General features: G+C 63.2%; 9 protein-coding genes. 4 read left to right on the forward strand and 5 right to left on the reverse strand.

Translation table 11 applies throughout. From position 1 onward, the window contains the following. Nucleotides 1–274 precede the first annotated feature (274 nt). Nucleotides 275–1,546, forward strand: coding sequence for a cytosine permease (codB, locus tag HGO40_RS28970; RefSeq protein ID WP_250965835.1), 1,272 nt, complete (start codon nt 275–277; stop codon nt 1,544–1,546). A gap of 12 nt (nt 1,547–1,558) precedes the next feature. Next, nucleotides 1,559–2,806 carry a cytosine deaminase gene (codA, locus tag HGO40_RS28975; protein WP_250965836.1) on the forward strand — a complete coding sequence of 416 codons (1,248 nt, stop codon included), beginning with the start codon at nt 1,559–1,561 and terminating at the stop codon, nt 2,804–2,806. A 174-nt stretch (nt 2,807–2,980) separates the two neighbouring features. Here the strand turns inward: codA and HGO40_RS28980 are convergent, their stop codons facing one another. After that, nucleotides 2,981–4,000, reverse strand: a complete 1,020-nt coding sequence (locus tag HGO40_RS28980; RefSeq protein WP_250965837.1) for a diaminopimelate epimerase — start codon at nt 3,998–4,000, stop codon at nt 2,981–2,983. 91 nt (nt 4,001–4,091) lie between these two features. Continuing rightward, nucleotides 4,092–5,255, reverse strand: a complete 1,164-nt coding sequence (locus HGO40_RS28985) for an aromatic ring-hydroxylating oxygenase subunit alpha (RefSeq protein ID WP_250965838.1) — start codon at nt 5,253–5,255, stop codon at nt 4,092–4,094. 166 nt (nt 5,256–5,421) lie between these two features. Between HGO40_RS28985 and HGO40_RS28990 the strand changes: the two genes are divergently transcribed. Together HGO40_RS28990 and HGO40_RS28995 are read left to right on the forward strand one after the other, a co-directional pair. Next, nucleotides 5,422–6,078, forward strand: coding sequence for a carboxymuconolactone decarboxylase family protein (locus tag HGO40_RS28990; protein WP_250965839.1), 657 nt, complete (start codon nt 5,422–5,424; stop codon nt 6,076–6,078). 124 nt (nt 6,079–6,202) lie between these two features. Further along, complete coding sequence (locus HGO40_RS28995; RefSeq protein WP_250965840.1) at nt 6,203–7,354, forward strand: MFS transporter; 1,152 nt, start codon at nt 6,203–6,205, stop codon at nt 7,352–7,354. A gap of 224 nt (nt 7,355–7,578) precedes the next feature. Here HGO40_RS28995 and HGO40_RS29000 read toward each other — a convergent pair whose 3' ends face one another. From HGO40_RS29000 to HGO40_RS29010, 3 genes are all read right to left on the reverse strand, one after another. Further along, a complete protein-coding gene (locus HGO40_RS29000; RefSeq protein WP_250965841.1) occupies nt 7,579–10,053 on the reverse strand; it encodes a TonB-dependent siderophore receptor in 2,475 nt (824 codons plus the stop codon). 61 nt (nt 10,054–10,114) lie between these two features. Next, nucleotides 10,115–11,098 carry a FecR family protein gene (locus HGO40_RS29005; protein ID WP_250965842.1) on the reverse strand — a complete coding sequence of 328 codons (984 nt, stop codon included), beginning with the start codon at nt 11,096–11,098 and terminating at the stop codon, nt 10,115–10,117. 37 nt (nt 11,099–11,135) lie between these two features. Beyond that, nucleotides 11,136–11,636, reverse strand: a complete 501-nt coding sequence (locus HGO40_RS29010) for a sigma-70 family RNA polymerase sigma factor (protein WP_250965843.1) — start codon at nt 11,634–11,636, stop codon at nt 11,136–11,138. Between the last annotated feature and the right edge of the window lie 192 nt (nt 11,637–11,828).

Genomic DNA, 11,828 nt, shown 5'->3' on the forward strand with positions numbered 1-11,828 from the left:
CGCCGGCTAGCCACTGGGGTTGGCTGCGTCCTCGATATGGGGGTTTTTCTTGTTAATGTTATGGCCCTCCGCTGACGCAATCGCGAGCAAGCTCGCTCCCACAGGGGGTCTTCATGGGTAATGCGAATTGTGTTCCAACTTGAATCACCACCGCACCGCTTTCGCCCCCTTCGCCCACCCAATCCCCAGGATTGTCTATAAATAATCTCACGCTCACCCGTTTGGCACGGCCGCTGCACGCTTGCGACATCCCCTCATCCGCAAGGACCGCCACATGACTCAGAACGATCCGGGCAATGACTATCCCCTGAGCGAAGTGCCGCTGCACGCGCGCAAGGGCCTGGCCTCCACGGCCATGGTGCTGCTGGGTTTCACCTTTTTCACCGCCACGATGTTTGCCGGTGGCAAGCTCGGCGTGGCGTTCAGTTTTGCCGAGATGCTGACGGTCATCGTCATCGGTAATCTGCTGCTGGGCCTCTATGCCGCCGGCCTGGGCTACATCGCCTTCAAGAGCGGGCTCAATTCGGTATTGATGGGCCGTTTCTGTTTCGGCGAGGTGGGCAGCAAGCTCAGTGACTTGATCCTCGGGTTCACCCAGATCGGCTGGTACGCCTGGGGCACGGCGACGGCCGCGGTGGTGCTGGGCAAGTATTTCGAATTGGGCCAGGGCACGGTGTTGTGGCTGATGGTGCTGTTCGGCCTGGGGTTCTGTGCCACGGCCTATGTCGGTTATCGTGGCCTGGAAATTCTCTCGTACCTCGCCGTGCCGGCCATGATGTTGCTGCTGATGCTGTCGATGTGGGTCGCCACGGTGAAGGTCGGTGGCTTCGAGGGCTTGTTGGCGGCGGTGCCCACTGGCAGCCTCGATTGGTCCACGGCCATCACCCTGGTATTCGGCACCTTCGTCAGCGGCGCGACCCAGGCCACCAACTGGACGCGGTTCTCCCGCTCGGCGAAGGTCGCGGTGCTGGCGAGCCTGATCGGTTTTTTCCTGGGCAACGGTTTGATGGTGCTGATCGGCGCCTACGGGGCCATCGTCTATCAACAACCGGACGTGGTCGAAGTGTTGCTGCTGCAGGGCTTCGCCATGGCGGCGATGGCGATGCTGCTGCTCAACATCTGGAGCACCCAGGACAACACCATCTACAACTTCGCCGTGGCCGGCTGCAACCTGCTGCGCACCCGCCGGCGCAGAGCCGTGACCCTCGGCGGTGCGGTGATCGGCACGTTGCTGGCGCTGCTGGGCATGTATGACCTGCTGGTGCCGTACCTGATTCTGCTGGGCACCGTGATCCCTCCCATTGGCGGGGTGATCATGGCCGATTTCTTCTTCCGCTGGCGCGGCCGTTATCCGCGCCTGGCCGAAGCCCGGTTGCCTGCGTTCAACTGGCCGGGGCTGGCGGCCTATGGGCTCGGCACGCTCGCCGCGTTCAATTCGCCGTGGGTCGCGCCACTGGTAGGAATCGCCACCGGCGCGCTAACGTATGTGCTATTGATCGGCGTAATGGGTGCCCGCACCGCTGACGCGCCCCTACAAGACCTATAAAGGATTCGCCCGATGCACATCATCAACGCCCGCCTGCGCAACCGCGAAGGCTTGCATGAACTGCACCTGGAAAATGGCCTGATCGCCAGCATCGCCCGCCAGACCGAGGCCCCCAGCCTCGGCCCGGAAGACCTCGATGCCGGCGGCAACCTGGTGGTCCCGCCCTTCGTCGAACCGCACATCCACCTGGACGCCACCCTCACTGCCGGCGAGCCGCGCTGGAACATGAGCGGCACGTTGTTCGAAGGCATCGAGTGCTGGGGCGAACGCAAGGCCACCATCACCCAGGAAGACACCAGCACCCGCGCCAAGAAAACCATCCAGGCCCTCGCCGCCCATGGCATCCAGCATGTGCGCACCCACGTCGACGTGACCGACCCCGAACTCACCGCCCTCAAGGCAATGCTGGAGGTGCGCGAGCAAAGCCGTCACTTGATCGACATGCAGATCGTCGCGTTCCCCCAGGAAGGCATCGAGTCCTACCGCAACGGCCGCGAGCTGATGGAAGAAGCGATCCGCATGGGTGCCGACGTGGTGGGCGGCATTCCCCACTTCGAATACACCCGCGACCAGGGCGTCAGCTCGGTGAAGTTCCTGATGGACCTGGCCGAACGTACCGGGTGCCTGGTGGATGTGCATTGCGACGAAACCGACGACCCGCATTCGCGTTTTCTCGAAGTGCTCGCCGAAGAAGCCCGCAGCCGCGACATGGGCGCCCGCGTCACCGCCAGCCATACCACGGCGATGGGCTCCTACGACAACGCCTATTGCGCCAAGCTGTTCCGCCTGCTCGGGCACTCGGGCATCAGTTTTGTCTCTTGCCCGACCGAAAGCATCCACCTGCAAGGCCGCTTCGACACCTTCCCAAAACGCCGCGGCGTCACCCGGGTCAATGAGCTGCTCGAAGCCGGGATGAATGTGTGTTTCGGCCAGGACTCCATCGTCGACCCGTGGTATCCATTGGGCAACGGCAACATCCTGCGGGTGCTGGAAGCGGGGCTGCATATCTGCCACATGCTCGGCTATCGCAACCTGCAAAGCGCCCTCGACCTGGTCACCGACAACAGCGCCAAGGCCATAAACCTGGGCGAGCGCTACGGACTGGAACCGGGCCGCCCGGCGAACTTGCTGATCCTTTCAGCGGACAGCGATTACGAAGTAATTCGCAGCCAAGGGTTGCCGCTCTACTCGATTCGCAATGGCGAAGTGCTGATGAAGCGGCAAATGCCGGTGGTGGAGTTTGCCCAGCAGCCTGGCTGACTGCCACAAGGGATACATTCATTTTGTGCCCGCCGAATATCTACTGTGGGAGCGAGCCTGCTCGCGATGGCGGTGGGGCAGCTGCATTGATGTTCGATGTACTGCCGCTATCGCGAGCAAGCTCGCTCCCACAGGGGATCTGTGTCGTACATTCATTTCGTGCCCGCCGAACATCTACTGTGGGAGCGAGCTTGCTCGCGATGACGTCGTTGGCCGCGCCGCACCAAACAACCTGACCCGCACCAGCTCCCCCGCCTCTTCCTCCAACAAGATCGGCGCAGTACCGCCGGGCATCACCACCCTCACCGCCCCCGCTTTCACCCAACCCACCCGCCAGGCGGCACTGGCCACGGCGCTGGCGCTGGTGCCCGAGGACGCGGTAGGGCCTTCGCCCCGCTCAAACACCCGGGCGGCGATCTGCCCTTCGGCTTCGAGCCTGGCCCATTGCAGATTCACCCCCCTGGGGCATGGAACACCAGCCCCACTGGGCGCCGCATAAGCGATGCGGGTCAAGCCCCGTGACAGCGCCGCAGCACGCATCTGCGCATTGCTTGGCAACGCCTCGCCCTTCTCCACCAGCGTCACGCAATGCGGATTGCCCATGCTCACGAACTGACTGTTGCCCCACGCCGGGTCCAACCGTTCAAGCGCCGCCACACGGCTGACATCACGCTGGTTGAACATCACCCCCTCGACCTCTTGGGCAGCAACGGCCTGAGGCCCGAACAGCGGTTTGCCCAGGTCCAGCCAGAAACCTTGCACCCCTTCGAATCCAGCGGCGCGAACCGAGGTGTGCAGCGGTGACAAGCCGTCGGGTTTATCGTGATGAACCTGCAGCACGCAATCACCAGGCGCCGCCATCAAGCCTTGTTCTTGCAGGGCCTGGGAGAAAATCGTCAAGCCATTGCCACTGCGCTCGGCCAATGTCCCGTCGGTATTGACGATCAACAGATCAAAGGGTGGCTCATTCTGGAACGGGCCAATCAGCAAACCATCACTGCGATGGGCCTTGGCATCCGGCGGCGCTTCGCCCGGCGTCCAACTGCAAAAGGCATGCACCGCCGCGACCGCCCAATTTTCGCAAGCCTGTGCGGCCTGGGCGGCTGACTGGGGCAGATCGATGCCGAGGTCGCGGACCTGCTGCGGTGAAGCGACTCCATAGATATTGCCGCGCGCGTCATAAAACTTCGTCATGGACCAGACCCAATATCAACCAGCAAGAGCCGCTACTTTATAGGCCCAGCCAGCGAATAACACAGGGGAACAAGCTTTCACACGCTTCATCTCACCCCACGGACACCGGTGCCTCCTCCAGCGCGAGCTGAATCTGTCGATGAAAATGCTGCAACGCCGGTTCGTGACGGCCGAACGTCAGGCATTCTTGGGCGCCGGAACGCAGGCCTGGCTGGATACGCTCACTGATCGCAAAGTCCTCCCCGTCCACGGTCTCGATCAATAACGCCAGGTTCTTGTCCCAGTACTCACGCTCGCGAACGGACGTGGCGGCATGCGGTGTATAGAGCGACACCTGGGCCGTGCATCGATCGGGACGCTCCTGGCTGGGGTAAACCTGCCAAGTCTCCAGGTGGTCGGCCTGCCAGAGCAGGAGGGTATTGGGAAACAGCCAATACATGATCAGTGAGTGTTTGAGCAGGCTCCATTGCTCGATGGGCTGGTCGCGCATCTGCAGGATCGAACGGCGTGGCATGATCAGGCGCCCATGGCGGTCGAAGGCTTCGAACAGGCTGACGGAGGGTAGGAAGTTCGGGAGGACTGTCCTGCGGTGCACGAACGGGAAATGCCAGTTCTCCAGAAAGGTCTCTATGACCATCTTCCAGTTGAACGACCGGTGGAGCTGAAGGCGTCGATAGAGCACGAACGTCTCGAAACGATAGGCGGCTATTTCCTGGTTCAAGCCTCCCAGCAACGCCAGTGGTTCCATAGCGCGACCGGGGCTTGGGCTGACCCAAATCAACCCATGCTGCTCAAACACCGCCAGGCGCGTCAGGTCGCGTTCGGCACAACCCAACCCCTGGAAACCGTCGGCAGGCACCAGTTTCTTCAGCCGACCGTGCAGGTCATAGCGCCAACCGTGGTAAGGACACGTCATCGACCTTGCCAGCGTACCGTTACCCTCCAGTAATCGTGCACCGCGATGGCGACAGACATTGATGACCGCATTAAGCCCACCCTCTGGCAGACGGATGATGACAATGGGCACGCCGCTCAGGTCGTCGGTCAGATAAGCACCCGGGCCGGACAGTTCACAGGACAAGCCCACCATCAGTGGGCCGGAACGAAAGAGCCGGGCCTGCTCACGGCCAAGATGCTCTGGACAGGTGTAACTCGATACCGGGTTGACAGAGCACGACGCCGCCAGGCTGGTGCCGTTACGGTCGATCAAGTCCAGAAGCTGGTTCGCCAGTCTGAGTTGAGTTGGATGATCCATCATCATCTCCAGCACGCCCCTGAACCTAATTCGTCCGGGTTGTTGTTCAAGAAGTCTTCTTCATACTCGCAAACTATCGCGTCGTAACCTGTCAGGTTCGACAGGTGCGCTGCTGCCTGGGGACCCCGTACCGTGGGCACGCAAGCTCCCAACACAAGGAGGCCCCATGAACAGCAAACATCCCTCCAAGCCCATGGCCGAGCTCTACCGCGAAGGCCGAAAGCACTTCATCGAACTGGTGCCGGACGGCGGCGCACGACTCGACGCGTTGTTCCATACCGCGCCGGGGCTCGGCGAGTTGGCGGTGGGCGTGGTGTACGGCCACTTGCAGAGTCGTCCAGGCCTGGACCCGCGCCTGCGAGAGGCCGCGACACTGGTCGCCATCGTCGCGGCCGGCATGACAGGCCCGCCCTTGAGCGTGCACTTCAAGACCGGCATGGCCTCGGGCCTGGCTTCGGGAGAAATGGTCGAACTGGTGACGCAGGCTTCGGCGTTCACCGGGTTCCCCAGGGCGGTCGCAACGGCCGATCAACTCAATCGGTTATTCGAAGAAGCCGGCCTTGTCTCGCCACCGCCGCCAACGCCGCGAGAAGTGACGCTGGCATTTTGCGAAAGCGTGCGCAAGGGCCGAGCCCCCATCCGGGTCTCCCTCCAGATCAAGCGATTGTTGCGCCAGGCCGAACGCTTGTCGGCCCAGGCAACGTCGGCCCGAAACGTGATTGTTGAATGTTTCGATGACCAGCAGGCAATCCCCATCGTGCTTATTTATTTTGAGGTGGAGGCGGAACACGTGGTGAGCATCAGGCTGTTCAAGGAGCAGTGACCCACTGTGTTCAAGAAGAGTACGTCAGGCCGTCGGCACCTTGGGGTCGCGGTGCGGTCAGTGGATATGCAAGCATAGGCCCCCTGCCTGCATCACCGCACCGCACGAAAGCCAAGGACGTTTCATGACTGCCATTACGCCCCCGCCCACCTTTATTCCCGGACGCCTGGAACAGATGTCCACCCGCATCGCCTATCTCATCGCCGGCATCGGCATCGCCGCCTGGGCGCCGCTGGTGCCTTACGCCAAGGTCCGGGCGAACCTGGATGAAGGCACCCTCGGCTTGCTGCTGCTGTGCCTTGGGGGCGGGTCGATCCTGGCGATGCCGATTTCCGGTGCGCTGGCGACGCGGTTCGGCTGCCGTCGGGTGCTCAGCGGCGGCACGATCCTGATCTGCCTGGCGTTGCCGTTGCTAGCGACGATGACCTCCCTGCCCTGGCTGGTGGCTGCGCTGTTCCTGTTTGGCGCCGGGCTCGGCACCGTGGACTCGACCGTGAACCTGCAAGCGGTGATCGTCGAGCGAGCCAGCGGCAAGACCATGATGTCGGGTTTCCACGGCATGTTCAGCCTGGGCGGGATCATTGGCGCAGCCGGGGTGAGCGCCCTGCTCGGCCTGGGACTTTCGCCGCTGGGGGCGACGTTGGTGGTCAATGGGGTGCTGTTGGTGGCGTTGTTCAAGGCGGCGCCGCACCTGTTGCCGTATGGCAGTGAAAGCTCGGGACCGGCGTTTGCCATTCCCCATGGCGTGGTGCTGTTTATCGGCATCCTGTGTTTCATCGTGTTCCTGGCTGAAGGCGCGGTGCTGGACTGGAGCGCGGTGTTCCTGACCACCGAGCGCGCGGTGGATACCGCCTATGCCGGGTTGGGTTATGCCGCGTTCGCCCTGACCATGACCGTCGGCCGCCTGACCGGCGACGCGGTGGTGCATCGCCTGGGCGCCAAGCGCGTGATCATCTATGGCGGGTCGATCGCAGCCGCGGGGTTCCTGCTGGCGACCCTCGCACCGATGTGGCAAGCAGCGTTGCTGGGGTATGCGTTGGTGGGCGCGGGCTGTTCGAACATCGTGCCGGTGTTGTACACCGCTGTCGGCAAACAGACCCTGATGCCGGAAGCGATTGCCGTGCCGGCCATCACCACCATCGGCTACGCCGGCATCCTCGCCGGCCCGGCGCTGATCGGCTTCGTCGCCCATGGCAGCAGCTTGAGCATTGCCTTCGGGCTGATTGCGCTGTCGCTGGTGGCGGTGGCGGCCAGTGGGAAAGTGTTGAAGGTCTGAGGCCTGGCACCGCTTGTCGAGGCCTTATCCCATTCCCTGTGGCGAGGGAGCTTGCTCCCGCTCGGCTGCGAAGCAGTCGTAAACCTGTGGATGCGGTGTTCAGTAGGTTTTGGGGCCGCTTCGCGGCCCAGCGGGAGCAAGCTCCCGCGCCACAGGATGGTACTCAGCCCCAAGAACTGTATTTCAGCCCCTGGAAATTGAGTCCAGAGGAGCCTGATCCTCGATCAGAACCCCACACTCGCCTGCACAAAGAACGTGCGTGGTGCGCCGACGTAGATGCCCGAGTTGTTGTCGCTGGAGCGGGTGTAGTACTGGTGGTCGAACAGGTTTTTCACCCCGGCGCCGACTTTCAGGTTCGACAGTTGCTCGCCGAAGTCATAGCCGGCGCGCACGTTCCAGAGCACATAGCCCGGCATGTCGCCGTATTGCCCATCGGCGGTGCCATCGGTGATGTAGTCGCCGCTGAAGCTGCCATCGGCGTTCACGCTGTTGCCGGGTGAGCGTTGCTTGGACTGGACGAAGGCGTCGAGATTATAGGTCCAGCGATTGACCTCGTACCGCAGGCCCATGTTGGCCACCTGGCGGGAATAGAACGGCAGGTCACGGCCCTTGACGCTGGGGATCTCACCTTCGTACGTCGCCCGGGTGTAGGTGAAACCGGCGGTGGCGGTGAGGCCTTCAAGGCGCGGGTCGAGCGCGGCCATGTCGTAGTGCACGGAAGCTTCCAGGCCCTGGTGCTTGGTCGCGCCCATGTTGGTCCAGCCCACGTCGTTGCTGATGTATTGCAGTTCGTCGTCGAAATCGATGTAGAACAGCGTCACTTCCCCGCCCCACACGTCATCGTTGTAACGCGTTCCGATCTCGTAGGTCTTGGCCTTTTCCGGGCTCAAGCCGTTGGCAGTGTTGTTGCCGTCGCCGCCCTGGCCGAGCTGGAAGTATTGCAGGCTGCCGAACGAGGTTTCGTAGTTGGCGAACAGCTTCCAGGCGTCCGACAAGTGATACATCACGCTCAGGGCCGGCAGCGGCTCGTTGCTGTCGATGCTGCGGCGTTTTTCCTGCACGGGACGGCCGGCGGTGTCGAGCACCGGACGGTCGTGCCATTCGGTGCTGATGCTTTCGAAGCGGATGCCCGGGGTGATGGTCCAGCTGCCGACATCGATCTTGTCATCGATATACACCGCGTGGGCTTCAGTGCCGCCGGTACGGTCCTGGTAGACGTGGCCGTCGGAACCCGGGCGCACCACCGGTTCGTTATTACGCAACGCCAGGCGGCTGGCTTCTTCGTGCATGCCTTCCTTCAAGTAGCGATAACCGACGCTCGCTTCCTGGGTGGTGGGCCCCAGGTCGAACACGTGGGAGACCCGAGGCTCGATGCCGAAGGTGTAATAGGTGCGCGGGTAGGACACCAGGTTGCGCTGGTCCCGGGAGGCAATGGTGCTGCCACGGTAGCTGTCGGAGTAATAGGTCAGCACCTCGGCCTGGGTGCGCTCGTTGATCTCGCGGATCCACTTGAACGACACGTCCTTGCGCCGGCCGCTGAAGTTGTCCCAGTCGCGGTCGGACTGGTACGGGTCGGCGTCATATTGGGCCTGGGTCAGGCCACCGGGCATGTCGGCCTTGGCGTCGTAGTAGTGGAAATTCAGCGAGAAGTCGTCGACGTCGGTCGGTGCCCAATGGGTCTTGAGGATCACGTCGTCGATGTCGTTGCCGTTGTTGCTCTGGCGATAGCCGTTACCGTTGACGCCCGAATACAACAGCGCCACGCCCAGGCCGTTGTCGGCGGTGCCACCGAGGAAGGCCGTGTCGATGTGCTTCCAACCGCCGCGCTGGGAGGTTTCCAGGGTGGTGCCGATTTCACCAGTGGCTTTTTCCGGAATGGCACGGGTTACGAAGTTGATCACCCCGCCGACGTTCTGCGGCCCATAGCGCACGGAACCGGCACCGCGCACCACGTCGATGCTCTCCAGGTTGCCCAAGGAAATCGGCGCCATGGACAGTTGCGGCTGGCCGTAGGGCGCGAATGCCGCCGGTACGCCGTCGATCAACACCGTGGAGCGTGGCGACAAGCGCGAGGTCAGGCCGCGCACGCCGACGTTCAGGGAAATATCGCTGCCGCCGGTGCCGTTGGCGTCCTGGACCTGCACACCGGGTACGCGTCGCAGCACATCGCCGAGGTTCATGGCGCCCTGCTCCACCATCGCTTCGCGGCGGATCACCGTACGCGCACCGGGGTGGTTCTGCACCACCTCGGCATTGGCGTCGCCGAGCCAGTCACCGACCACCTGGATCTCAGTGGCGCCCAGCTCCAGCGGGCCAGCGCTGGAGGCTGAGGGCGCCGGCAACACGGTCGCCGAACCCTTATCGATCTGGTATTGCAGGCCGCTGCCCTGGAGCAATTGGCGCAAGGCCGCTTCCGGGGACAGGTTGCCGTCCACCGCCGGCGCTTGCTTGCCCGCTACCAGCTCGGGGTTGAAGAACACCTGCAACGCGGTTTGCTGGCCGAGCTGGCTCAAGGCTTGGCCCAACGGCTGCGCCTGGATGTGAATGGCGGTGGCGGCCTGGTCGGCGAACGCCTGGGGCACTGCGGCGCTGCCCGCCAGGGTCAGGGCCAGCGGCAGCCAGCGTGCCGGGGTACGGTTGTGGTGTGTGGCGGTTTTGTTCACGTCGAACCTTGTCCTGTTGATCGCAAGAATACGCATCTGTTAATGCAAACCAGTTGCAGTTGGACAAGAAGACGATGAACTCGGAAAAAACCTGAATCTATTTCGCAATTATTTCCTGGCTGCCGTCATCCAGGGTGCGCACGGCCACCGGCAGGATGTTCGGCAGCGCCTTGAGCAGTGCCTCGGGATCGTCGGCACGGAACACGCTGGTCAGGCGCAGGTTACCCTCCATCGCGCTGCCGACCCGCAGGGGCTGGGTGCGATAGCGGGAGACTTCTTCAACCACATCCTTGAGCGGCGCGTTGTCGAACACCAGCTTGCCGCTGCGCCAGGCGGTGAGCGTCTCGGCGTTGACCGCGTAAGGCGCGGTGACTTGGCCCTGGGCATCGATCTGGGTGCCGAGACCCGCCGTCAGGCTGACGAACTGAGCCGGCGGCGCGGCGCGTCCCTGGACCTTGACGCGGCCCTGGGCCACCGCAATCCGAGTCTTATCGACGTCACGGCGCACATCGAAGCGCGTTCCGGTCACCGTCACCTGGCCGTTGCCCGTCTCGACGGTGAAGGGTCGGCCCGCATCATGCTCGACCGTGAACAAGGCCTCGCCTTCGGCCAGTTCCACCCGGCGTTGACGGTGTGCGAATTCAATCCGCACGCGGCTGCGGCTGTTGAGGTCGATCACCGAGCCGTCCGGCAGGGCAATATGCCGACGCTCGCCGAAGGCGGTGGCGTATTCGCCGCTGTAGTCGGTGGAAGAACTCAGGCCGCTGAACAGCCCCAACCCCAGCGCCACCGCGAACACCCCGGCGGCGACGGCGTAGCGCAACAGCGGCCGACGCTTGGGACGTTCGGCAGGTGGTTCGCACAACGCTTGCAGGCGTTCCTTGGGCAGCAGGTCGGTGGCGCTCCAGATGCCCTGGAGCAACTGGATTTCGTCGCGGTGATTGGGATGTTCGTCCAGCCAGGCGTTGAAAGCCTGGCGCTCCTCGATACTCATGGCGGGCGCTTGCAAACGCACGAACCAATGCGCCGCCGCGTCGCGAACCCTGTCCTGCCCGCACGGGCATTCACGGCTATCCATCATGGAAGGTCCTGTGGCTCAGGTGAAAGAGGGCGACGGATCATTGGCCTGGCCCGTCCAGGCGATCGCGCAGATGCCGCAGGGTGCGGATCATATACTTTTCCACCATGTTTTTTGACAGGCCCAGGCGCTCGGCGATTTCCGCCTGGGTCAGGCCTTCGATCTTCTGCCAGACGAACACCGTGCGGCAGTTGGCAGGCAACTCGGCAAGCGCCCGCTCGATGGAGTCCGCCAGTTGGATCGCGTGCATGAAATGCTCCGGGTCGCCCGAAAACGACAGACCAGGGTCGATGACTGCCTCTTCCATGGCCCCCCGTCGAGCTTCGCGCCGATAGCCATCCACTGCAATGTTGCGCGCCGTCTGATGCAAATAGGCCCGCGGCTGCTCGACCTCGCTCGAATCGGCCTCAAGCACCCGTACGAAGGTGTCGTGGGCCAGATCCTCGGCCTGCTGGCGATTGCGCAGGCGACGGGTCCAGGTGCCGATCAACTCTTCGTAATGCTCGAAAAAGCCGGGTCTGCGGGGCAGCTTGGGGATCATCACGGCGCGCTGTGGAAACGGGGCGTGAATAGTAATGCTTCCTATTAATAGGAAGCAAACGCCGTCCGACCGCCTGACATAAAAATAATGTGGGAGCGGGCTTGCTCGCGAAGGGGGGCGCCCAGTCGCCGCATCTGGCGCCGGGCCAGCCGCGTTGGGGGGCCCGCCCGCTCCCCCACGGGCCCGCGCGGG

It is taken from the genome of Pseudomonas sp. CG7, assembly GCF_023701885.1.
Taxonomy (GTDB): Bacteria; Pseudomonadota; Gammaproteobacteria; order Pseudomonadales; family Pseudomonadaceae; genus Aquipseudomonas; species Aquipseudomonas zanjanensis.

Bases quoted from the DNA above. Each gene is read 5' to 3' on its own strand.
- codB (WP_250965835.1), top strand. From the start codon at position 275: ATGACTCAGAACGATCCGGGCAATGACTATCCCCTGAGCGAAGTGCCG.
- codA (WP_250965836.1), top strand. From the start codon at position 1,559: ATGCACATCATCAACGCCCGCCTGCGCAACCGCGAAGGCTTGCATGAA.
- HGO40_RS28980 (WP_250965837.1), bottom strand. From the start codon at position 4,000: ATGACGAAGTTTTATGACGCGCGCGGCAATATCTATGGAGTCGCTTCA.
- HGO40_RS28985 (WP_250965838.1), bottom strand. From the start codon at position 5,255: ATGGATCATCCAACTCAACTCAGACTGGCGAACCAGCTTCTGGACTTG.
- HGO40_RS28990 (WP_250965839.1), top strand. From the start codon at position 5,422: ATGAACAGCAAACATCCCTCCAAGCCCATGGCCGAGCTCTACCGCGAA.
- HGO40_RS28995 (WP_250965840.1), top strand. From the start codon at position 6,203: ATGACTGCCATTACGCCCCCGCCCACCTTTATTCCCGGACGCCTGGAA.
- HGO40_RS29000 (WP_250965841.1), bottom strand. From the start codon at position 10,053: ATGCGTATTCTTGCGATCAACAGGACAAGGTTCGACGTGAACAAAACC.
- HGO40_RS29005 (WP_250965842.1), bottom strand. From the start codon at position 11,098: ATGATGGATAGCCGTGAATGCCCGTGCGGGCAGGACAGGGTTCGCGAC.
- HGO40_RS29010 (WP_250965843.1), bottom strand. From the start codon at position 11,636: ATGATCCCCAAGCTGCCCCGCAGACCCGGCTTTTTCGAGCATTACGAA.